Origin of the sequence: Candidatus Fukatsuia symbiotica (genome assembly GCF_003122425.1) — a bacterium.
Classification (GTDB): domain Bacteria; phylum Pseudomonadota; class Gammaproteobacteria; order Enterobacterales; family Enterobacteriaceae; genus Fukatsuia; species Fukatsuia symbiotica.
This window is the reverse complement of record NZ_CP021661.1, coordinates 1-21,813: the sequence shown is the minus strand read 5'-3', so window position 1 is coordinate 21,813 and position 21,813 is coordinate 1. Positions and strand designations below refer to the sequence as shown.

Annotated in this window: 30 protein-coding genes; 18 read left to right on the top strand and 12 right to left on the bottom strand. The window is 44.0% G+C overall.

All coding sequences use genetic code 11. The annotated features are described in order from the left end of the window. Positions 1–38 precede the first annotated feature (38 nt). On the bottom strand, positions 39–374 hold the full coding sequence (locus CCS41_RS14625; protein WP_119797912.1) for a helix-turn-helix domain-containing protein: 336 nt from the start codon (positions 372–374) through the stop codon (positions 39–41). Continuing rightward, positions 355–735: a type II toxin-antitoxin system RelE/ParE family toxin gene (locus CCS41_RS14620; RefSeq protein WP_119797911.1), complete on the bottom strand. Its 381-nt coding sequence runs from the start codon at positions 733–735 to the stop codon at positions 355–357. The genes CCS41_RS14625 and CCS41_RS14620 overlap by 20 nt, the downstream gene beginning before the upstream one ends. Before the next feature lie 57 nt (positions 736–792). On the opposite strand from CCS41_RS14620, the gene CCS41_RS14615 reads away from it, so the two are divergent. The 4 genes from CCS41_RS14615 to CCS41_RS14600 all read left to right on the top strand — a co-directional run bounded on the left by CCS41_RS14615 (position 793) and on the right by CCS41_RS14600 (position 4,273). After that, entirely contained in the window at positions 793–2,928 is a 2,136-nt protein-coding gene (locus CCS41_RS14615) for a type IA DNA topoisomerase (RefSeq protein WP_119797910.1), read from the top strand. Continuing rightward, positions 2,894–3,139, top strand: a complete 246-nt coding sequence (locus tag CCS41_RS14610; RefSeq protein ID WP_119797909.1) for a hypothetical protein — start codon at positions 2,894–2,896, stop codon at positions 3,137–3,139. The genes CCS41_RS14615 and CCS41_RS14610 overlap by 35 nt, the downstream gene beginning before the upstream one ends. A 117-nt stretch (positions 3,140–3,256) precedes the next feature. Beyond that, on the top strand, positions 3,257–3,922 hold the full coding sequence (locus CCS41_RS14605) for a division plane positioning ATPase MipZ (RefSeq protein ID WP_240313941.1): 666 nt from the start codon (positions 3,257–3,259) through the stop codon (positions 3,920–3,922). 45 nt (positions 3,923–3,967) lie between these two features. Then, positions 3,968–4,273, top strand: a complete 306-nt coding sequence (locus CCS41_RS14600) for a hypothetical protein (RefSeq protein WP_119797907.1) — start codon at positions 3,968–3,970, stop codon at positions 4,271–4,273. Positions 4,274–4,364: 91 nt separating this feature from the next. Here CCS41_RS14600 and CCS41_RS14595 read toward each other — a convergent pair whose 3' ends face one another. From CCS41_RS14595 to CCS41_RS14585, 3 genes are read right to left on the bottom strand one after another with little or no spacing between them, the layout of a single operon-like run. Then, positions 4,365–4,961 (bottom strand): hypothetical protein, encoded by a 597-nt coding sequence (locus CCS41_RS14595; protein ID WP_119797906.1) that lies wholly within the window; start codon positions 4,959–4,961, stop codon positions 4,365–4,367. A gap of 9 nt (positions 4,962–4,970) precedes the next feature. Further along, positions 4,971–5,678, bottom strand: a complete 708-nt coding sequence (stbB, locus tag CCS41_RS14590; RefSeq protein ID WP_119797905.1) for a StbB family protein — start codon at positions 5,676–5,678, stop codon at positions 4,971–4,973. A 1-nt stretch (position 5,679) separates the two neighbouring features. Next, a complete protein-coding gene (locus tag CCS41_RS14585) occupies positions 5,680–6,093 on the bottom strand; it encodes a hypothetical protein (protein ID WP_119797904.1) in 414 nt (137 codons plus the stop codon). A gap of 305 nt (positions 6,094–6,398) precedes the next feature. On the opposite strand from CCS41_RS14585, the gene CCS41_RS14580 reads away from it, so the two are divergent. From CCS41_RS14580 to CCS41_RS14565, 4 genes are all read left to right on the top strand, one after another. Beyond that, positions 6,399–6,749 (top strand): plasmid mobilization protein, encoded by a 351-nt coding sequence (locus tag CCS41_RS14580; protein WP_119797903.1) that lies wholly within the window; start codon positions 6,399–6,401, stop codon positions 6,747–6,749. Further along, positions 6,739–9,555, top strand: a complete 2,817-nt coding sequence (locus CCS41_RS17860; RefSeq protein ID WP_162860126.1) for an LPD7 domain-containing protein — start codon at positions 6,739–6,741, stop codon at positions 9,553–9,555. Before CCS41_RS14580 ends, CCS41_RS17860 begins: the two co-directional genes overlap by 11 nt. Positions 9,556–9,653: 98 nt before the next feature. Further along, positions 9,654–9,854, top strand: coding sequence for a DUF5397 family protein (locus tag CCS41_RS14570; protein ID WP_119797902.1), 201 nt, complete (start codon positions 9,654–9,656; stop codon positions 9,852–9,854). Continuing rightward, positions 9,854–10,018 carry a hypothetical protein gene (locus CCS41_RS14565; protein ID WP_323586515.1) on the top strand — a complete coding sequence of 55 codons (165 nt, stop codon included), beginning with the start codon at positions 9,854–9,856 and terminating at the stop codon, positions 10,016–10,018. The genes CCS41_RS14570 and CCS41_RS14565 overlap by 1 nt, the downstream gene beginning before the upstream one ends. 2 nt (positions 10,019–10,020) lie before the next feature. Here the strand turns inward: CCS41_RS14565 and CCS41_RS14560 are convergent, their stop codons facing one another. Next, a complete protein-coding gene (locus CCS41_RS14560) occupies positions 10,021–11,043 on the bottom strand; it encodes an IS630 family transposase (protein ID WP_119797901.1) in 1,023 nt (340 codons plus the stop codon). Positions 11,044–11,309: 266 nt separating this feature from the next. Here CCS41_RS14560 and CCS41_RS14555 point away from each other — a divergent pair, with 266 nt between their 5' ends. The 6 genes from CCS41_RS14555 (at position 11,310) to repA (CCS41_RS14540) (ending at position 14,660) form a co-directional block, all read left to right on the top strand. Beyond that, a complete protein-coding gene (locus tag CCS41_RS14555) occupies positions 11,310–11,582 on the top strand; it encodes an arylsulfatase regulator (RefSeq protein ID WP_119797975.1) in 273 nt (90 codons plus the stop codon). Between the two features lie 48 nt (positions 11,583–11,630). After that, positions 11,631–12,989 carry a hypothetical protein gene (locus tag CCS41_RS14550; protein ID WP_119797900.1) on the top strand — a complete coding sequence of 453 codons (1,359 nt, stop codon included), beginning with the start codon at positions 11,631–11,633 and terminating at the stop codon, positions 12,987–12,989. 1 nt (position 12,990) lies between these two features. Continuing rightward, the gene (locus CCS41_RS17335; RefSeq protein WP_275887700.1) at positions 12,991–13,116 is read left to right on the top strand and encodes a hypothetical protein; all 126 of its coding nucleotides are present in this window, start codon (positions 12,991–12,993) and stop codon (positions 13,114–13,116) included. Continuing rightward, the gene (locus CCS41_RS15805; RefSeq protein ID WP_162860125.1) at positions 13,091–13,267 is read left to right on the top strand and encodes a hypothetical protein; all 177 of its coding nucleotides are present in this window, start codon (positions 13,091–13,093) and stop codon (positions 13,265–13,267) included. The genes CCS41_RS17335 and CCS41_RS15805 overlap by 26 nt, the downstream gene beginning before the upstream one ends. 44 nt (positions 13,268–13,311) lie before the next feature. Next, positions 13,312–13,545 (top strand): RepB family protein, encoded by a 234-nt coding sequence (locus CCS41_RS14545; protein ID WP_119797895.1) that lies wholly within the window; start codon positions 13,312–13,314, stop codon positions 13,543–13,545. A 257-nt stretch (positions 13,546–13,802) separates the two neighbouring features. Beyond that, positions 13,803–14,660 carry a plasmid replication initiator RepA gene (gene repA / locus CCS41_RS14540; RefSeq protein WP_119797896.1) on the top strand — a complete coding sequence of 286 codons (858 nt, stop codon included), beginning with the start codon at positions 13,803–13,805 and terminating at the stop codon, positions 14,658–14,660. 348 nt (positions 14,661–15,008) lie between these two features. Here repA (CCS41_RS14540) and CCS41_RS14535 read toward each other — a convergent pair whose 3' ends face one another. Beyond that, on the bottom strand, positions 15,009–16,112 hold the full coding sequence (locus CCS41_RS14535; protein ID WP_119797760.1) for an ISAs1 family transposase: 1,104 nt from the start codon (positions 16,110–16,112) through the stop codon (positions 15,009–15,011). A gap of 255 nt (positions 16,113–16,367) precedes the next feature. Between CCS41_RS14535 and CCS41_RS14530 the strand changes: the two genes are divergently transcribed. The 4 genes from CCS41_RS14530 (at position 16,368) to CCS41_RS14515 (ending at position 18,748) form a co-directional block, all read left to right on the top strand. Next, positions 16,368–16,598, top strand: coding sequence for a DUF433 domain-containing protein (locus CCS41_RS14530; protein ID WP_119797899.1), 231 nt, complete (start codon positions 16,368–16,370; stop codon positions 16,596–16,598). Next, entirely contained in the window at positions 16,595–16,969 is a 375-nt protein-coding gene (locus CCS41_RS14525; RefSeq protein WP_119797898.1) for a DUF5615 family PIN-like protein, read from the top strand. The genes CCS41_RS14530 and CCS41_RS14525 overlap by 4 nt, the downstream gene beginning before the upstream one ends. A 1-nt stretch (position 16,970) precedes the next feature. Continuing rightward, positions 16,971–17,528, top strand: a complete 558-nt coding sequence (locus CCS41_RS14520) for a recombinase family protein (protein ID WP_119797897.1) — start codon at positions 16,971–16,973, stop codon at positions 17,526–17,528. Between the two features lie 116 nt (positions 17,529–17,644). Beyond that, entirely contained in the window at positions 17,645–18,748 is a 1,104-nt protein-coding gene (locus tag CCS41_RS14515; protein ID WP_119797760.1) for an ISAs1 family transposase, read from the top strand. 348 nt (positions 18,749–19,096) lie between these two features. Here the strand turns inward: CCS41_RS14515 and repA (CCS41_RS14510) are convergent, their stop codons facing one another. The 5 genes from repA (CCS41_RS14510) to CCS41_RS14500 all read right to left on the bottom strand — a co-directional run. Continuing rightward, positions 19,097–19,954, bottom strand: coding sequence for a plasmid replication initiator RepA (repA, locus tag CCS41_RS14510; protein ID WP_119797896.1), 858 nt, complete (start codon positions 19,952–19,954; stop codon positions 19,097–19,099). Between the two features lie 257 nt (positions 19,955–20,211). Next, the gene (locus CCS41_RS14505; protein WP_119797895.1) at positions 20,212–20,445 is read right to left on the bottom strand and encodes a RepB family protein; all 234 of its coding nucleotides are present in this window, start codon (positions 20,443–20,445) and stop codon (positions 20,212–20,214) included. 44 nt (positions 20,446–20,489) lie between these two features. Continuing rightward, entirely contained in the window at positions 20,490–20,666 is a 177-nt protein-coding gene (locus CCS41_RS15800; protein ID WP_162860125.1) for a hypothetical protein, read from the bottom strand. After that, on the bottom strand, positions 20,641–20,766 hold the full coding sequence (locus CCS41_RS17330; RefSeq protein ID WP_275887700.1) for a hypothetical protein: 126 nt from the start codon (positions 20,764–20,766) through the stop codon (positions 20,641–20,643). Before CCS41_RS17330 ends, CCS41_RS15800 begins: the two co-directional genes overlap by 26 nt. Before the next feature lies 1 nt (position 20,767). After that, positions 20,768–21,813, bottom strand: a 1,046-nt coding sequence (locus CCS41_RS14500; RefSeq protein ID WP_119797894.1) for a hypothetical protein, incomplete at its 5' end; no start/stop codon positions are given.

The window sequence follows — 21,813 nt, the reverse complement described above, 5'->3', positions numbered from 1 at the left end:
TCCCCCCTTTGTCTTGCGGTATGTACGGGAGACACGCATTAAGCGACAGCAAGGATTACATGCCCAAGAGATGCTGCCGCCGGTTTCACTTTTATTTCAATATCGTAACCAAGCCGATTCAAGCAGTTCATTAGCTTGCGCTCAGAGAGGTTGGAGAAATCTCCCCTCAACATGCCGGAAACTTTTGACTGCGTAATACCCATACGGCTCGCTGCCTCCTGTTGAGTAAGATCCAGCTTACGTATAGCTTTGGTGATTTCAACTACCAGACCAGACTTGATCTTTAACTTGCTCGCATTTGGCAAACCCATATCGGCAAAAATGTTGCTGGAACAGATTTCGACCTCAATGCCTTCAATTATTTGTTTTGTCATTATTTAGTAACCTCTTTGCAAACGCTGCTGCTACCTTAAGGCGGGCGTGAATGATATTCATGTCCTCTTTTGGCGTAGCAATCCCACTTTTGCTCTTTTTTTGGAAGCAATGCAGAACGAACACCGCTTCTTCAAACTTCACAGTGTAGACAGCGCGATAAGTGCCACCGAGATCCTTTTCAATGATTTCTAAAACACCTGCCCCACCGAACCCTTTCATTACTTTCGCCGTGTCGTGCTGATCGCCGCGTTGGGCGAAATCCAGGGCATGACCGAAGAATTTTCGCACGTTGGTAGGGAGCGCCATCAAGTCTTTTTTGCTGCTTCCAATCCAGATGAGCTGTTTTTCTTGTGTAATCATGAATCAATTATATCTGAAATGGTATAACTAGCAAAAATTTTATAAGGATGAGCAAAATTGAAAACACTTTATATCGCCGAAAAACCGCAACTCGGCCAGGTTATTGCCGATGCCTTGGGACACCCGCGCCGTAAAAACGGCTATATAGAATGCGGACAGAACATCGTGACCTGGTGTGTTGGGCATCTGCTGGAACTTGCCCCACCAGAGGCACACCACCCCCGCTATGCCAAATGGACAGCCACAGATTTGCCGCTGAAACTTCGCCCGCCGCAGTATGTGGCGAAGCCTGCTACCCAAGATCAACTCGATACGATAGGCGAACTCATCAAGCAGGCTGATGAAATTGTTCATGCGGGTGATCCGGATGACGAAGGTCAATTATTAGTCGATGAAGTGTTGTGGTTCTTCAACAATACATGCCCAGTGAAACGGGTGCTGATTAACGATCTTAATGTCAATGCCGCCCGCAAAGCATTGGCAAATCTGCGTGATAACCAGGAATTCTACGGCTTGTCACAAAAGGCGTTGGCGAGAAGCATTGGCGATCAACTCTATGGTTTTAACATGACCCGTGCTTACACGTTGGCCAGCCAAAATAAAGGACTGAAAAGCGTGTTGTCTGTAGGGCGCGTGCAAACCCCGATTCTGGGGCTGATTGTCAACCGCTATCTGGCATTCAAAAACCACGCTGCCGCTAGCTACTTCAATGTTTCCGCGCAGATGATGCTAGATGCCGGTACGGTTTTGGCAAAACTGGTTGTGCCGGAGGATGCACCGGTTGATAACAAAGGTCGGATCATCGATGAGCAATGGTCGCTCAATGTGGCGAATGCTTGTCAGGGAAAGGTTGCCACGGTAACGCAGGCGAGCGTTGAAGATAAACAAACTCCTGCTCCCCTGCCCTTCTCTCTGTTGGATTTACAGGTGCAAATGAGCCGGCAGCACGGTATTGATGCCGAAAAAGCGCTGGCGGTCACACAATCCTTGCGTGAAAAACACAAGGCGATCACCTACAATCGTTCTGATTGCAACTATTTGTCCAGTGAGCAATATGCTGAAGCGTCGGAGACACTGGCGGCTCTTTCTTCATTACTGCCGGAGCTAGCTGATGCATTCGGTCAGTCTGATACCCAACGCAAAAGCCGGGCATTCGACGACAGCAAGGTTTCCGCCCACACAGCCATCATTCCCACCGCAGAACGGGTTGATGTTAACAGCATGACCGCTGATGAGAGAGTGGTGTATCTGGCAATTGTGAAGCAATATCTGGCGCAATTCCTACCAGAAAAATGCTATCAGGCAGCTCAAGTGATGTTTGATGTTGAGGGCAGGGGGTTTATCGCACGCGCTACAAAACTCACCCTAGCGGGTTGGACAACATTAATTTCGGCCAGTCAGGACAATGACGGAGATAACACAGAAGAGGTGGGTGGCACTTTTTCTATCTTGGCGACATTACATGTCGGTGATACTGGCCGGTGTGAGGCAGTTAATATTAGCAAAGAAAAAACCAAACCGCTGCCGCTTTATAGTGAAGCCACCTTGCTGAAGGATCTGCAAAGGGTGGCTAAATATGTCAGCGATCCGCGTATCAAGCAACTGCTCTTGGCACGAGATGAGGGAAAGGCAGGAGAGCATGGGGGTATCGGTACACCGGCCACTCGCGCTTCGATGCTAGCAACGTTGCAAAAACGGGGTTTCTACACCGTGGAAAAGAAAAAGCTTATGCCTACTCCGTTGGGACTGGGATTGATTGCGGCGCTACCATCGATTGCTTCCACGCCGGATATGACTGCGTTGTGGCATGAGCAGCAAAAGATGATCGAGTCCGGTGAGTTAACCGTTGATGCATTCCTGAACGAGTTAGAGCATTTTATCGCGGCTCAAGTCAATAACGTTGATCTTGGCACCGTTCAGTCAGTCTCTGCCGATAATACAGATACAAAAGCATATTGTCCGATGTGCGGAAAGCCTTTGTTCACCTCATCCAAGGTTATGGGTTGTAAAGCCTGTCCATTCCGTCTTTTTCCGAAGATAGCCGGAAAGACGCTAACGGCGACACAGATTGAAGCCCTGTTGATGAAGGGGAAAACGGGTGTTATTAAAGGCTTTAGGAGCAAAGCGGGTAAATCCTTTGATGCCCTGCTACGGTTGAATGGTGAAGGAAAAGTGGAATTTTCTTTTAAGTGACAATGGAGAAAATAAAACTCATCATTTTCATCAAAAGAAACGGAAATGCCTGTTTTTTTCTGAACTTGTTCAGAAAAAAACAGGCATTCAACAAGCCGAAGGCGCGTTAGCGGTCATTAATGTTGATATTTATCCAAAAACAGAAAATCCAATACCGACGCTTATTCTTCAGGAATACGTAAATTGGTTAACACTTATTAATAGTGTATAATATTACATACTATATTTTATTTTTTTCTGTTTTTTTTATTTTATATGAGGTTATTTTTGTAGGAAGAAATGTGCAGAATTCACTATATTAAAATACAGTGTGTAATATTATATATTAATGTTGGGCGTCATGATTATTCTGATTGGCAGTCATAAAGGTGGTGTAGGGAAATCAACACAATTCATCAATGTGCTGATGTGTTTATTGCTGAAAGGCAAGAAGGTTGTATTGCTTGAGTGCGATGATCAGCGCAGTATAAAGATGTGGATCGATGAACGACGGGAAAAAAAGATACCGCCGGATTTCGATTATCACGAGTGCTACACCAACATTCGGGAAACAGCCCTGCGACTGGCAAAAAAAAATAATATCGTGCTAATAGATGCCCCAGGGCGTAAATCACCTGAATTTCGAAAGTGTCTGTCTGTAGCCGACCTGTTTATTTCACTGGTAGACCCTACCGCACAAATTGAAGTTAACACTCTTGGTGAAATGGTTGTTGATGTAAAATGGGTTCAATCGTCTATCAATTTAGGGCTGAAAGCATTCATTGTCATGAATCGATGCCCAACCGATCCTCGCGACCGGGATGCTAGCACCTTCTATAAGATGATGAATGACGACAAGGACTGGCTGCGGGTAGCCCACCAACGGATCTACCAGAGAACGGCACACAAGCGGGCTTACAATAACGCGCTGTCAGTTTATGAATACAACGACAAGCTGAGTAATAAAGCCCGTGGTGAGCTGGATTTGTTGCTTGCAGAGCTGGGTATTATATAAATAAACATATAGTGTGTAATGTTATATACTATTTTTGGGGTTAAAATGAAACTGAAGAAAAGCCCTAAGCTGAACAATATTAATACTAGCAAAACGCTAAAATCTTTTGTTAGCGAAGCCAGCATGAGGCCAGTATCTGGCACGATTATCACAAGGGTAAATTTTCCACTCACCGATGATGATATCGCGCTTTTTGACCGGTTCTCAGATGAGGCAAGTTCCCGGCGCGTGAGTGTTCTCCGTGCCAGTCTTGCAGCTCTTGAAAGGTTGGATGAAGACAGCAGAAATCAGCTGATACGGCAAGCAGAGATCGCCAGTCCCAAACCGGGACGTCCCTCAGTTAAAAAATAACAATGTGTAATGTTATACACTAATATTAATTAATCACATCACCACGGTTGGCTTGTGGTGGGGTGGGAAATGCGGTTTCACTGTCTGTGTTTTATTTAGATCTGATTTTTTCTATTTCATCTCTGATTTGCTGTTTGTATTTTTCAGGTAGTTTATCCATAGCGCTACCAGCCATATCTAAAGTACGCTCGGTGTGTCTTGCTACATTTCTGGCTTCCTGCACCTCGCCCCACAGATAAATAGTCGAAAAAAGCATAGTCACAATCATTACCGTCATTACCATGGCTAAAACGTAGTTCATAATTGCAGGATTATGTTTTCTGGTGCTGACTGTGACAGAGTGAACGCTTTCTTCAAGCATCTGAATTTCTGCTTGAGCGCCTGATAATGATTTTTTTACCGCTTCATCCACACTACTTTTAACCAGATCGCCAATCTTCTCCTGTGCTTGATTTAACTCAGACCGGGATAAGGAGGCTAAGGCTGTTTTTGTTTCTTCTTTCAGTTTTTCAGCAGTTTTCTCAGCATCTTCTACGGCAGTAGCTATTATTTTTAATGATTCGGAAAGAGACGCTTTAAGTACATTTGGTAGTTCTTTGATTTCGTCATGGATACTACCTACATCGCCCAAAAGCTCAATAATAAGCGCATCACGAGCGGTTCTTGGAGAGATACTTTCTTTATTCATAACTTAACCTTATTTGAATAATTCTAAATACACATCATCAAGATTTCGTTTGACGCTTTTTGACAATGCTTTTAGCCCAAACATATCAGCCCAATGGTTACGATCTTTTTCTGACGCTTCTTTTTTTGATTTTAATAACGATTTATAGTCAGTTTGATCTTTCATTAAAGCATCAACAGTAAGTCCTTTCACAGATAATGCATCGAATAGCTCGTTTTCCCAAATTGCACACTTAGGATCAGCAATGAATGATTTTTCTTTTTTGTAGAAACCCATTATAAAAGGAAACTCTTCAATAACATCGCTATCAACACGGTTGAAAATAACTCTAATTTTATTAGGAGGTATACCTATTGCTGCTAAAGAATCTAACATGGATATAGACTCTTTTTGTTCTTTTGTTCCGCCAGTTACTGGCACAACGAAAAAGTCAATTTCTTCATGTGAGTTATCAAACTTAATCATGTTATTCATAAAATCTTCAATATTTGAAGCGCCAATATCAATGATGGCATTGTCTTCTAACATTATTTTTTTAAATAGATCTCTAAATTTGTTACCTTTCATTTTTTCAACATCGACGCCTAATCCTTCTGCTGTTTCATTAATTGACTCAATAGCAAAGATGGGTGAATTATTCATACGTGGTGACAACAAATGAGCCGCAATGGTTGTTTTTCCTACAGTACCGGTATAATTTAAGACTGCAATTTTCATATTAATCTCCGTTTTTTAATTCATCTAAATCAATAGTGCGTGATCGAATTTTTCGTAGCTCATCAGGGTTTGAAACCTGTCTTTTTTGATTTTGATACGTTTCGTTGTTGTCTATTTTAGTAGATTCAAAATCGTTATTTTTATTTATAAGGTTAACAATTTTGGATTTTATGGATACTTTTTCATTTGAATATTTTTTCTTTGTGCGTCCATACATATTTGATGCGGTTTTTGCATCAAATACAATTCCTGTCTCGGTATTTATTATCGCTGCGATAGTTTCCCATGAAGCCAATTCCTTAGCTCGCGTAAGCTGCTCAAAGCAGGCATTGAATGCAGCTTGTTTGCTTTTTATATGAGGATCATTAAGCAGAGATATTAGCTCTTTTATCTGGTTTTTTATCGAATCATTCATTCCTAGCTTCTTTCTATGGTGTTTGTATGAATAATGTCTGAAAAATGTATGATTGTCAAGTTTAAAATCTTATATATGTATATAAAGTGTATGAAATATGTATTTTTTTACTATTTTATGGTGATTTTTGTATGATTAATGTGTGATGATAAAATTAGTAATTATTTTTATTAGGCACGGACGATTTTACAAGGGGCGTAGCCGCTTGTAAAATCGTCCGTGCCAAAGGGGTGCCCCCTTTGAAACCCCACTGGCGCTCGGCGTGACCTAGCGGTGTCGTAGTTGGTTGTCATTGGAGGTGTCATATGACAGAAAAAAAGAATAAGGATAAAGTTGTTGCCTTTCGTCTTTCCCAAGAAGACTTTGCGCAGTTTGAAGAGAAACTAGCCTCTTCAAATATGAAAAGGTCGGAATTCTTCCGCGAGATTTTTTTAAACTCAAATGTTAATTTAACCGTAAAATCCTCTCCTACCAAAAACTTGAAGCAGCTAATATTCTATTATAACAAATCCAGTAATAACATTAACCAGATTGCATACCAATTAAATAGTGCTCATTTATCTGAAAAAGTTTCGGAGCGACTTTATAAATCCGTCGCTAATGCGCTGATCGATATCAGAGAGCTTTTGCTTTCGGGGGTAAAAGATGCTGATTAGGCCGGATGGCTATAATGATGGTGGTAAAGAGTATCTGGAGGAAGGACAGAAAAACAGCCGTGCTTATACGCGTGAAGAGTTAGACGAGAGAGTTATTATTGACGGTGACCTTGACTTAACTCAGATGATTTATCAGCAGATACCAGATAAAGGGCAGGAGCGTTATACTACTTTTGTCATCTCTTTTAGAGAAGATGAAGTGTCTAATGATGATTTATTCTCAATAACAAAAGAATTTAAGCAATTTTTGATGTATGCCTATAAAGATGATGAATATAATTTCTATGCGGAAGCTCACCTTACGAAGTTAAAAGAAATAAAGGATAAAAAGACAGGTGTAATGATGGCAAGGAAGCCACATATTCATGTTTTCATTCCACGAAAAAACTTGTTGTCTGATAGGGAAATGAATCCACGCGGGATGTATGACTCAAACGTAAAATACTTTGAAGCGTTCCAGGAGTACATTAATCAGAAGTATAAACTTGAATCCCCCAGAGAACATATTCGGGTTGACCCGACTAATGTTGCTGATGTCCTTTCTCGTTATAAAGGTGATGACTTCCGTAGCAAGAATAGAGAGTTCAAAAAACAGCTGGTTGCAGATGTGATTGATAAGGGTATTTATACTCGCGAGGGATTTTATTCACATGTAGCGACGTTTGGTGAAAGTCGAATTCGTAATGAAGGTAAAGAAAATGAATATATTGCGGTTAAACTCCCTGGTGATGCGAAGTTTACAAACCTGAAAGAAACAATATTTCAGGACGAATTTGTTGTTCGCCGTGAAATTAAGAAACTACCGCTGGATAAAAATCTTATTCGGGAGCGTCTTAGTCAGTGGCCTCAGCGAGCTAAAGAAATTAAGTATGTGAGCAAAGCAGGGAAAAGCTTCAGGACTCTTTATAAGTCAGCAACACAGGATGAAAAAATAAACTTACTGGCGCAACGCCAGGCGGACTTTTATGACAAATACAGGGGGCGCTATGAGTTACACCCTGCCGAATGGCAAAGAGATAATCAGCGAAGTGCTGTTGAAACTGAAAGAAGAGGAATTACCGAGATTACCGATGGCGTGCAAAGTGTGTCCGGCTGCGATGTGGCAACTGACCGGAGCAGTGAACACGCCCAAAATACGGTGTTTTTGCCGGGTGATGCATATTTTCACCTGGGACAGCCAGAATCAGGAAGAAGTGCTGGATTGCGACATCATTTACCAGCCGGAGAAAGAAGAGGAAACCCTGGGAAACACCACTTCGACCGGTTTACCGCCCTTCCTGGCGTCCCAACTGTCGAAGACGTCATCCGACGACGCGGTTACCGAATCAGGGATGGAATGGGAGAAGGATACGCCGGAACGTTGAACCTTCCGCCTTATGCCCGTAATCCACAACGGGTAGCTACGCTGGAACAGATACAGCAGCGAGGGCAGCGACTTTTTGGCTCCTCTGATAGACCCTTAAAATCCAATACGGTGAATCCCCTTCATCGCGTGATGCCAAAGCGGGATAAAAACGCCTCTTTCGTGGCGGCTTATTTTCTGCGTCAGCATGAGCAGCATCAGCTATTACCTGAACACCGGCGAGAGATACGCACCGTTGACACGCAGTTCTTTATTGCCCGTCGCGCTATCCTAGGTGACGACCGATTAACCCGTCATGAAAAGACGCAATATATATCCATATTAACGTTCGAGCGTTTGAAAGCACACCACGCTATCAAACAGCCTGCTATTCCCTTTAAACAGGAGAGTCCAGCCATGGGCAGTGCTGATATTCGCCAGCTGATGAAAGAAAAGCGGATCCCTAATAACTCCATCAGTAATGCGTCGCCAGAAGAAAAAGCGATTCCCCCGGCCAGGGAGCGTTTCGCACGACTGATTAAAAACTTGAGCGAACACTTAGCTGAAAAGCGTATCCGTGATCGTCAGCGGATCATTTCAACCCGTGATCTTTATACCAAGCGTGCTAAACTCAGCAAAAATGTGCATTACTTGGATAAAAAGACAGACCGTACGTTGTTTGTTGATACCGGTAATGCCATTGCGGTGCGCAAAGGGGGGATGACCGATTCTGCGGTGGCCGTTGCCCTAGCACTGGCGAAAGAGAAATTTGGCAGTACACTCACAATCAAAGGTAGTGATGAATTCAGGAAACAGGTGATTGAGGTGGCGGTTAGGAATAACCTAGACGTGCACTTTACCGATAAGATGCTGAACCAGCAGTTTGAGGAACGCAAGGCAGAACTGGCGATAGCGCAGGAAGGGCAGCGCATTGAACAGTCAGGTATGCCGGCATCAGCCACCCCTGACAAATTGCCAGATATCCATCCTGATGAGAAAGGTAGTGAAGCAAAGGATAAATCGACACCGGCGCTAACCCGCCAGGCTGAATCCAAACCGTTTACCTTTATGGCTAAAGTGCATGAAGGTGTATTGCTTGAGTATGGTTCTGCCCCGTATAAATTCAAGCCTGATATGAACAAGCCGGCAGATGAGCGGGATGACAGCTACTTTGTGAAGCTCAAGACAGAAGATGGCAAAATCCGCACTCTGTGGGGTGTTGGTCTGCAAGATGCGGTTAGCGGTCTAAAACAGGGCGAGCGGGTAAAATTCGAGGATAAGGGTGTTGAGGAGGTGCGATGGACAGAAATGTTGAAAGAGGGCTCTACCGTAGAGAAATCCACTCAGCGCCGCATTTGGGAAGGCTCATCACTTGACGGGGAGCGTGAACAACATCCGGGAAAGCCTGTTGCACCACAACACCCCACCGACGATTACCATTATGATGGCCCAGATGTGGCTTAAAGGAGCTGATGCTCAGTATATAATTGAAAAACATTTCTTGAAATTAAATTATCAATTACTTACTGTATCGTGAGTTGTTATAATTTCCCGGAGGCACTATGCGCACAGAACCTTTTCCGTTACCTGAAATGCTCGGTCAATACCGTCAATTTGGTCAACTGGGGCCTGCTTATAAGATTGTGATCCCCCTTCGTCCTGTCGGCGACAATGACTGGTTGCTACTTATTCAAATTGCGGAAACGGGTGAAAAGGTCGAGTACCGTTTTTCTCGTGCCGAACAAGATCCGGTGGTGCACTGATGTTTGCTATCATCGGTGCCCTTCTTCACATTTACGGGTTTAACCGTGTTCAAGGTAGCTTGTACGTGACTGATAATGAAGACATGGCTAATCTGTTTCGAACCATTGACGCATTGAAAAAACTGGCTTGGTTTCCTCCCTCGGTACGGGATATACCCAAGTGAAATCAAGATGCAGGATTTAGCGCCTGGAAATTATCGGTTAAGCGAGATACCAGAGAACTTGCCATTTGTGGTAGCTTCACCTCAAAGAAGTTTAAGATATCGTTCTTAAAACTCTGTTTAGATGGGTAATATCTATTGTTTCGTGTTTGCTCATTCATCACCTTCCACAATCGCTCTATCGGGTTTAGATTCGGGCTATACGGCGGAAGGTAATGAAGCTGGATATTCAACGTAAGCGCGGCGTCTTGCACAAGCTGTGAACGGTGATAGCCTGCACCATCGAGGATCACATGTGCCGTTGTCGTGATGGGATAATGCGCGCGAATGGCAGACAGGAAGTGAACCACATTTTCGCTGTTAATCGTCTCATCATCACGGATTATGAGGTTAGCCACATTCTGGATGTTCAAGGCTCCCATGATATTCAACCGCGTTCTGCTCCCGGTGGTCTCTATCGTTTTATCCTGGCCTTTTCGTATCCAGCCGTAGCTTATTTGGGTGGCTTGTGTCGGATGAACGGCATCAATAAACAGTATGGGGTCATTACCCGCGGCGTCTTTCAATTCGCTGTAGGTCTTTATAAATTGCTGCTGTTTCTCAACGTCAAATTTATGCGGAACACCTTTCGGCTTTTTATAGCTAAAGCCATGTTGCTTCAACCCTTTATACAGACCTGATACGGTAAAGGTGATGTTCCAGCGTCCAGCGATATAGGCCACAATTTGGTGATTGTGGTGGTAGAGCTGCTGGGTGAGATGTTCAACCAGCGACGTGGTCTGTTCCGCATTGAGATAGCCATCGGAGCCGCCATTTTCAGGCTTGAGCTTGTTGAGTTTATGATAGTCTGTAAGGTGGCGCCGCACCGTGGTTTCATTAATGAGCTGTGAGTGAGCAATCATAGGGGGAGTCCAGCCGTCTGCGGACAACAAAACACACCGGATCCTGTCACAGACACGGCGGTCATGGCTTTGACGATGTTGGGCTTCGAGGGTAATTTTCTGGTCAGCAGTCAGCTCTATTTTCATGGCTATGAGCATGATCCTTATCGACTTCAAAATCAAGCATCTTCATTGATCACGGGTATATACGTTCATTCCGCGTTGAACAATGGTCAGATTTCACTTCTTTAGTTAAGGAGTCATAATGCAGGTTGGTTCTGTCCGCGTTTCCACTAAAACTTTTAGTAGAATGCCCACGAGCTGGACTTAATGGTTTTTTCTTCCTAACTCTATAACTGTTGGCACCTGCCTCTGAGTGCGCTCAATAATAAAATAATAGTGAAAAAATGTCAGTGATAGATTTAAGTGCAGAACAACGACACATGATTAAGCTTATCGACGATTATGCTGCGAAGTTTCCTCTATCGGAAGTGGGTGATGAGCAACTACTAAGTACCTGCTATGACTATATGGGTGCCTTCAAGCGTATTCTAGACAGCACGTCAAAACGACAAATGGATTATATATGCCAGCAATACGATGGGTTTTATCGATTTGCCAAATTGATGGAGATGTTAGCTCAAGGCCTTGCTGATGAGGTGATTGAGGTTCCCAAAGATCACTAAAACCAAAATGCCCTCCTTAGTAATAGATACAGGTAATTCTATTTTCATATGAGTACACGTAAACAACAAAAAGAGCTCGATAAAGCCATCGTTCACTTGATGAAATACGCTGAAGAAGCACTGTGGTCAGAGAGAAAAAAACAATTTTTTGATGATATATTGATGGATGCAGCTAACGGTGTTGATATTTCTGTCAGTGAATTGATTGAAACATTAGGAGAGGGCTATTTGGGGATGGCCTTTAGTTATCTCTTCGAGTTGTTTGCAACGAGTTGTTGGAATAATGAAAAGTTCTGCATGATAGAGGACTATGTCAAACGTCGTGGCTGGAGAGAAACACCTTACGCAACGCGTTATCTCAATGCTTTAGCAAAAAGTGAAGTTAGACTATGGGAAGTGGTTACTGTCAATGTGGGGCAGTGGGCTGAAGTACGCCCTTTTGGCACAACCTCTACAGTGCTCCGTGTCTATGAGCGTTCCGGTACTCAAAACTTAAAGCGCTGGGATTGTATTGCAACTAGCGTCATTTTATTGGATGGAAAACCCACTTTCGGTGGCGGTATTTTGCCCTTTTCTCAAGAGCAAGCACAAGACTTTCCGGTTTTTCTAGAGTATGCACATCGTCGGGTAATTGAAGAACTTAAAGAAATTCGCGCTGATGATCAACAATGCTCATGGTCAGACGAAGAGATTAATCTTATGGCTTCCTCTGAGGAGAGTGACCCACTTTCCGAGTTACTCTTTTCGTTCTGGATTTGCGAAACTTATTTAGCACTGACAAAACCCATGCCAACGTTGGTTAATCGTGATGGTCATCTTTTGCAATGGAGCAAAGTTAGGTTTCCGGTTGCACCTGAAAATCAAGATGAGATTGAAAGACGGTTGCATACGGCTCCTCATCTTGATTTTGATAGCAACACGAAAGAATGGCTCTGGTTCGATGGTGAAAAAGATAAAGTTAGGGATTTTGGGACAACCATATTGGGCCAGTTGTCTCTCGTCGACGATTCTTTGATCGCCACTGTCAACTCGGTAGAGCGAGCCGAAACGGTAAAAGCGTATCTCAATGATTTGCTGGGTAAGTTAATTGGTAACCCCCTCTCTGTGCACGAAAATGTTCAATCCATGATGGAAAATTATTCGACAAAAAATTTACCGCCTGCTGAGCCTCTCGATGTTCCTGAATTGATAACCGCGTCATTGGATCAACATTACCGTAAAATACTGGACGAACCGATTCCTGCACTCAATAATCTGACGCCAAGGGAATGTGTTCAAAAGAGTGACCAACAGGTCAACCTGATTCAATGGCTCAAGAGCCTAGAAAATAATACCGCTCGAGCACCCCATATGGCGCATTATGATTTTACATGGATGTGGCAAGAACTGGGCATAGAGGAGGTCTGAGGTGAGTAGACCCCATTTAGCAAAAGTAGGTAACACGTTTAATACCGCCGCTTTTATCCGTCAACTGGCACAGCAGGCACCACCACATTTATCGGGAGGGGATGATGACTATTGCAGAACAGCTTGAAGCAAAAGGGTTTCAGAAAGGCCGCCAGGAAGGTATATTGAAGGGAGAAAAAAAGGCTTCTTTCAAGATTGCTCAACACATGCTGAGCAGTGGTATAGCACGAGATGCTGTAAAGCAATTTACCGGGCTATCCGATGCGATGCGGATTTAAATGAATTATCTTACTTAATACACTGATTTTTCTGGATTCATGTAATGACAGAGCCAAATGAAAAAAAGAAGCGTGAATACAGGTTAGGGAATCCGCTAACTCAGTCGGAGTATAATAAAAGATTTGAAGAAAGAAAAACTAAAGAAAATAAGTCGATAAGGATGTTTGTTCCTTATGAGCTGGCTGAAGATTTTAAGCGATATTGCAAAGGGAATGGACTTACTATGCAAGACACTGTTACCGAATTACTTCGTGAGTTTATGTCTGACAAGAAATGACTTACATTAGGATCTTGACACGTTTGTAACCAAGTGCTAGATTCTTACTCAATATTGGTCGGGTGCTGCCGAAAAGCACCACAGGAAGGGTGAAAACCCAAAAGAAAACCCCGAAATCTGTTTCAACTTTAGCGGGTTAGACACAGAATATCGGGGCGTCAACTAGAACTGCTGGATGAGCTTTTGTTCTAGCAGGGAGTATAGAATGATGTTCAAAAATATTCAACCCCTTGTGCCCGCCATAAGTGTAGGGTGGGGTGACTAGAACAGGTTACATTTCCAATCTCTACCCGGTTTTCACACCGCCTCCGAGTGATAAGCAGCGTCCGGCCTTCATCCGTTATTGTATGCAACGTGCGGCTGAAAAGGATGTGGCGCGCAGCGAACTGCTATACATCGTACAGCCTACTGATCCCAAAACAGGAGACCTCCGGCCTCGTTTCCGTCGTCTTAATGAACATCGAGCGCGTGCCCTGCGGGCGATGGTTCTTGCCATGCTTCATCATTTTAATATTGCTTCCGGCTTAGTGATGGCTTCGGTCGAACAACTGGCGGACGAATGTGGGCTGTCTACCCTGTCGGAAGCGGGTAATAAATCAATTACCCGTGCCTCACGTTTGATCACCGACTTTATGGAGCCGATGGGCTTGGTGATGTGCGAAAAGGTGTGGGATAAACTGATGGCCAGTTATATCCCGAAACTGATTACGCTCACCCCATTGTTCTTTATGTTATTTGAGGTGTCGGCAGAAAAGCTAGCCAGTGCTCAAAATCAGCAAATGGGTTGGATTAACAAAGGGCTGCTAGAGAAAGGGGAGCCTTCTATCACGCTAACGGAAGCCAGCCGGCGGGCGAAAGAGCAGCACATTAAACGGGCGTTTGAGCACCGAAAATCCCGGTACGCTATCAATAAACAGCGCAAGCTTGCCAAAAGTCTGGCTAAACTGGACGAGCAGACGGCCAAACAGGACATTCTTCATAAGCTTGTTAAGCGTTATTCCCTGCTTGAACTCACCGGTATGGGACAAGAAGGTTTGAAAAAGCAAGTCGACATTGAGTATTACCGACTGCGTAAGATTGCCAGTACGCCTCCACCGGACATCCCTGTGCACTAAAGCACGCTTGTCTCCTCAAAAAAATTGCTTACGCCCCTCGCGTAGGTTTCCTCACGTTCCTATCCTGCCATTTCCTTTGATCATCCTTGTTTATGACTGTTCATCCTGTGTGAAAGTGGCGTCATAACCCCATCAAAAGATAAAAAATCGTCGGTGTCCTATCGAAAATGAAGATTATCCACATATAAATGCAAGTCAATTTTGAGATAGATGCTTCTTATGCGATAGATGCAAAATTACTTTTAACTTCTTTAAAAAAAAAAGAAATTAAACGTTAAAAAAACAGTGGATAACATTAACTTCAAAGTAAACACCTTAACCCCAGGGCTTACGCATCAAAATCACCCTCTATTTTTTATCGTTCCTGAATAACAAATGCTCCATATATTCATCATCCCAGCCAGCGCATTTACGTCGTCCACGTAAGCTGGCTTTGTTGGCAGTATCCTTTCGCACGATGTTTAATGCCATTTTGCGCAATAATGCAAAGGTTCGGGTGGCCACTTTGTCACGAACCCGTGAATCATCCTCTCTAAAGGTGACATCAAGCACCCAATGCAGGCTGTTTTCAATGGCCCAGTGTTTTCTAATTGCCGCGATTTGTATTTCTGCTGCATCATTACAGCTACTCAGATAGTAATGCAGCTCGCACGTTGTTTTATGACGGTGATTGATAGAGCGAATATTTTCAATCAGAATAATATTCCGCAGCTCAGGCCAAGCCTGCAATTCCGCCAGCTTATCCACACAGGGTAAAACCCAACCTCGCCGACGAACCCGCCGCCCGTGACTGTCATCAAAGGCATCATAATCAGGTTTGATGGCTGCTGGAACCGCTATACAGGTTGTGTGACAATAATCTACCACCGCTTTATGGCACTTTTTTTGATTACCTTTCAGCGCCAGAATATAGTCGGCCTGTTGAGCAATAATCTTCTGCGCTATGACCCGCTGACAACCCATAGCGTCTAGAGTCACAATGTTCCCTTTAACTGACAGGCTATCTAATAAAACGGGAAGGGCCGCGATTTCATTGGATTTATTTTCCACCGCCCGCTGACCCAGGCTGATACCTTGCTCTGTAGCAAATGCACTGACCATATGAAGGGGTCCTTGCTGTGCTGCTCTATCAAACGAACCGCGGACGGTTTTACCATCGATGGCCACGACTTCTCTATCAATCGGTAAAAAACAATCCTTAACCCACAGAGAAAAGCGTTGTTCGAAGAGGACTGGGTCAATGATACTAAATACTCTGCGGAAAGTATCATGCGAAGGAAGCCCTCCTTCCAAGGTAAGAAATGTGCTCAGCCAGTCTTTTTTCGAGCGACCGTAAAGGGCTATATCAATCCAGGTTTCTGCTCCAGCTATAACAGCACAAACTGCAATAACCAGTACATCAATAAAACGATGCGCTGTCCGTCCTGCGCAACGCGGATCTGGAAATTCCATGAACGATTCAAATAGCTTATTTAACACAATATTATCCAACAAAGGCAATCAATGGATAAATATCAACTAAAACATATTAATTCGCTAGCTTAACTTTTGATGCGTAAGCCCTGCAAACGGAGGTTTTTGATAAGTCTTATCACATCACTCGCGTGGTATGTAAAATCAATACGTTACCGTTCTCATAAATAGTTCTTGAAATAGTATTCTTAAATACCTACCATGACAATGAGTTTCGATAATAAGGAGAAGAGCGTGGGACAACTCAATCGCATTACCCAGGAGCCTAATGTAATGGGTGGCAAAGCCTGTATTCGTGGCATGCGTGTGACGGTAGGTATGGTCGTGGGGCAAATTGGTGCTGGACACAATATTGATGAAATTCTCGCCGATTACCCTTATCTCGAACGTGAAGACATTATGCAGGCGCTTCGCTATGCAGCATGGTTGTCTGAAGAACGTGAAGTGATGTTAGCAAACGCATGAAATTACTGATAGATATGAACTTATCTCCACGCTGGAGCAACGTGTTGGCCGCTGCAGGTATTGAAGCTGTTCACTGGTCAACGCTAGGGGAGAATAATGCATCGGATTTAGAAATCATGGCCTACGCCGGAACGAATGATTACATAGTACTCACCCACGATTTGGATTTTAGTGCCATCCTTGCAGCGACCCACGGTGAAAAACCTAGCGTTGTCCAAATCCGTACCTTTGATATCAGCCCTGATGTAATTGGTAAGCAGATTGTCGCTGCTCTAAACCAGATGGCCTCAGAATTGGAAGCAGGCGCATTGCTCACTGTAGACACAAACCGGACACGCTTGCGTGTACTGCCATTGCAACAAAAACACTAATATGTTAGTTGGCTACGCTCGCGTATCAACCCAAGATCAAAATCTTGCTCTTCAGATTGAAGCGTTAACCAAAGCAGGTTGCAAAAAAATCTTCGACGATAAGATTAGTGGTAGCCGAGCTGAGCGGCCTGGTCTTGTCAAAGCACTAGAAATACTACGTGAAGGTGACACGCTCGTTGTATGGAAACTGGATAGGCTGGGTCGTAGTGTTAAAAATTTGGTTGATTTAGTGGGTGAATTGCATAAACAAAACATCCAGTTTAAAAGCCTTACTGATGCCATCGATACAGGAACAGCTTCTGGTCGGTTCTTTTTTCACGTTATGGCCAGTTTAGCAGAGATGGAGCGAGAGCTGACCGTTGAGCGAACTCGCGCAGGACTGGAAGTCGCTAGGCAGTTAGGACGCAAAGGGGGGAGAAAGCGCCAGATGACTGATAGCAAAATCGAATCTGCAAAAAAATTGCTGGCTAATGGCATACCCCCTCGTGACGTGGCTAAGAATCTTGGCGTGTCGGTTCCCACGCTTTATCGCTGGCTCCCTGCATCAACTCACCCTTAAGTCCAGGGCTTACGCATCAAAAGTTAAGCTAGCGAATTAATATGTTTTAGTTGATATTTATCCATTGATTGCCTTTGTTGGATAATATTGTGTTAAATAAGCTATTTGAATCGTTCATGGAATTTCCAGATCCGCGTTGCGCAGGACGGACAGCGCATCGTTTTATTGATGTACTGGTTATTGCAGTTTGTGCTGTTATAGCTGGAGCAGAAACCTGGATTGATATAGCCCTTTACGGTCGCTCGAAAAAAGACTGGCTGAGCACATTTCTTACCTTGGAAGGAGGGCTTCCTTCGCATGATACTTTCCGCAGAGTATTTAGTATCATTGACCCAGTCCTCTTCGAACAACGCTTTTCTCTGTGGGTTAAGGATTGTTTTTTACCGATTGATAGAGAAGTCGTGGCCATCGATGGTAAAACCGTCCGCGGTTCGTTTGATAGAGCAGCACAGCAAGGACCCCTTCATATGGTCAGTGCATTTGCTACAGAGCAAGGTATCAGCCTGGGTCAGCGGGCGGTGGAAAATAAATCCAATGAAATCGCGGCCCTTCCCGTTTTATTAGATAGCCTGTCAGTTAAAGGGAACATTGTGACTCTAGACGCTATGGGTTGTCAGCGGGTCATAGCGCAGAAGATTATTGCTCAACAGGCCGACTATATTCTGGCGCTGAAAGGTAATCAAAAAAAGTGCCATAAAGCGGTGGTAGATTATTGTCACACAACCTGTATAGCGGTTCCAGCAGCCATCAAACCTGATTATGATGCCTTTGATGACAGTCACGGGCGGCGGGTTCGTCGGCGAGGTTGGGTTTTACCCTGTGTGGATAAGCTGGCGGAATTGCAGGCTTGGCCTGAGCTGCGGAATATTATTCTGATTGAAAATATTCGCTCTATCAATCACCGTCATAAAACAACGTGCGAGCTGCATTACTATCTGAGTAGCTGTAATGATGCAGCAGAAATACAAATCGCGGCAATTAGAAAACACTGGGCCATTGAAAACAGCCTGCATTGGGTGCTTGATGTCACCTTTAGAGAGGATGATTCACGGGTTCGTGACAAAGTGGCCACCCGAACCTTTGCATTATTGCGCAAAATGGCATTAAACATCGTGCGAAAGGATACTGCCAACAAAGCCAGCTTACGTGGACGACGTAAATGCGCTGGCTGGGATGATGAATATATGGAGCATTTGTTATTCAGGAACGATAAAAAATAGAGGGTGATTTTGATGCGTAAGCCCTGGGGTTAAGGTGTTTACTTTGAAGTTAATGTTATCCACTGTTTTTTTAACGTTTAATTTCTTTTTTTTTTAAAGAAGTTAAAAGTAATTTTGCATCTATCGCATAAGAAGCATCTATCTCAAAATTGACTTGCATTTATATGTGGATAATCTTCATTTTCGATAGGACACCGACGATTTTTTATCTTTTGATGGGGTTATGACGCCACTTTCACACAGGATGAACAGTCATAAACAAGGATGATCAAAGGAAATGGCAGGATAGGAACGTGAGGAAACCTACGCGAGGGGCGTAAGCAATTTTTTTGAGGAGACAAGCGTGCTTTAGTGCACAGGGATGTCCGGTGGAGGCGTACTGGCAATCTTACGCAGTCGGTAATACTCAATGTCGACTTGCTTTTTCAAACCTTCTTGTCCCATACCGGTGAGTTCAAGCAGGGAATAACGCTTAACAAGCTTATGAAGAATGTCCTGTTTGGCCGTCTGCTCGTCCAGTTTAGCCAGACTTTTGGCAAGCTTGCGCTGTTTATTGATAGCGTACCGGGATTTTCGGTGCTCAAACGCCCGTTTAATGTGCTGCTCTTTCGCCCGCCGGCTGGCTTCCGTTAGCGTGATAGAAGGCTCCCCTTTCTCTAGCAGCCCTTTGTTAATCCAACCCATTTGCTGATTTTGAGCACTGGCTAGCTTTTCTGCCGACACCTCAAATAACATAAAGAACAATGGGGTGAGCGTAATCAGTTTCGGGATATAACTGGCCATCAGTTTATCCCACACCTTTTCGCACATCACCAAGCCCATCGGCTCCATAAAGTCGGTGATCAAACGTGAGGCACGGGTAATTGATTTATTACCCGCTTCCGACAGGGTAGACAGCCCACATTCGTCCGCCAGTTGTTCGACCGAAGCCATCACTAAGCCGGAAGCAATATTAAAATGATGAAGCATGGCAAGAACCATCGCCCGCAGGGCACGCGCTCGATGTTCATTAAGACGACGGAAACGAGGCCGGAGGTCTCCTGTTTTGGGATCAGTAGGCTGTACGATGTATAGCAGTTCGCTGCGCGCCACATCCTTTTCAGCCGCACGTTGCATACAATAACGGATGAAGGCCGGACGCTGCTTATCACTCGGAGGCGGTGTGAAAACCGGGTAGAGATTGGAAATGTAACCTGTTCTAGTCACCCCACCCTACACTTATGGCGGGCACAAGGGGTTGAATATTTTTGAACATCATTCTATACTCCCTGCTAGAACAAAAGCTCATCCAGCAGTTCTAGTTGACGCCCCGATATTCTGTGTCTAACCCGCTAAAGTTGAAACAGATTTCGGGGTTTTCTTTTGGGTTTTCACCCTTCCTGTGGTGCTTTTCGGCAGCACCCGACCAATATTGAGTAAGAATCTAGCACTTGGTTACAAACGTGTCAAGATCCTAATGTAAGTCATTTCTTGTCAGACATAAACTCACGAAGTAATTCGGTAACAGTGTCTTGCATAGTAAGTCCATTCCCTTTGCAATATCGCTTAAAATCTTCAGCCAGCTCATAAGGAACAAACATCCTTATCGACTTATTTTCTTTAGTTTTTCTTTCTTCAAATCTTTTATTATACTCCGACTGAGTTAGCGGATTCCCTAACCTGTATTCACGCTTCTTTTTTTCATTTGGCTCTGTCATTACATGAATCCAGAAAAATCAGTGTATTAAGTAAGATAATTCATTTAAATCCGCATCGCATCGGATAGCCCGGTAAATTGCTTTACAGCATCTCGTGCTATACCACTGCTCAGCATGTGTTGAGCAATCTTGAAAGAAGCCTTTTTTTCTCCCTTCAATATACCTTCCTGGCGGCCTTTCTGAAACCCTTTTGCTTCAAGCTGTTCTGCAATAGTCATCATCCCCTCCCGATAAATGTGGTGGTGCCTGCTGTGCCAGTTGACGGATAAAAGCGGCGGTATTAAACGTGTTACCTACTTTTGCTAAATGGGGTCTACTCACCTCAGACCTCCTCTATGCCCAGTTCTTGCCACATCCATGTAAAATCATAATGCGCCATATGGGGTGCTCGAGCGGTATTATTTTCTAGGCTCTTGAGCCATTGAATCAGGTTGACCTGTTGGTCACTCTTTTGAACACATTCCCTTGGCGTCAGATTATTGAGTGCAGGAATCGGTTCGTCCAGTATTTTACGGTAATGTTGATCCAATGACGCGGTTATCAATTCAGGAACATCGAGAGGCTCAGCAGGCGGTAAATTTTTTGTCGAATAATTTTCCATCATGGATTGAACATTTTCGTGCACAGAGAGGGGGTTACCAATTAACTTACCCAGCAAATCATTGAGATACGCTTTTACCGTTTCGGCTCGCTCTACCGAGTTGACAGTGGCGATCAAAGAATCGTCGACGAGAGACAACTGGCCCAATATGGTTGTCCCAAAATCCCTAACTTTATCTTTTTCACCATCGAACCAGAGCCATTCTTTCGTGTTGCTATCAAAATCAAGATGAGGAGCCGTATGCAACCGTCTTTCAATCTCATCTTGATTTTCAGGTGCAACCGGAAACCTAACTTTGCTCCATTGCAAAAGATGACCATCACGATTAACCAACGTTGGCATGGGTTTTGTCAGTGCTAAATAAGTTTCGCAAATCCAGAACGAAAAGAGTAACTCGGAAAGTGGGTCACTCTCCTCAGAGGAAGCCATAAGATTAATCTCTTCGTCTGACCATGAGCATTGTTGATCATCAGCGCGAATTTCTTTAAGTTCTTCAATTACCCGACGATGTGCATACTCTAGAAAAACCGGAAAGTCTTGTGCTTGCTCTTGAGAAAAGGGCAAAATACCGCCACCGAAAGTGGGTTTTCCATCCAATAAAATGACGCTAGTTGCAATACAATCCCAGCGCTTTAAGTTTTGAGTACCGGAACGCTCATAGACACGGAGCACTGTAGAGGTTGTGCCAAAAGGGCGTACTTCAGCCCACTGCCCCACATTGACAGTAACCACTTCCCATAGTCTAACTTCACTTTTTGCTAAAGCAT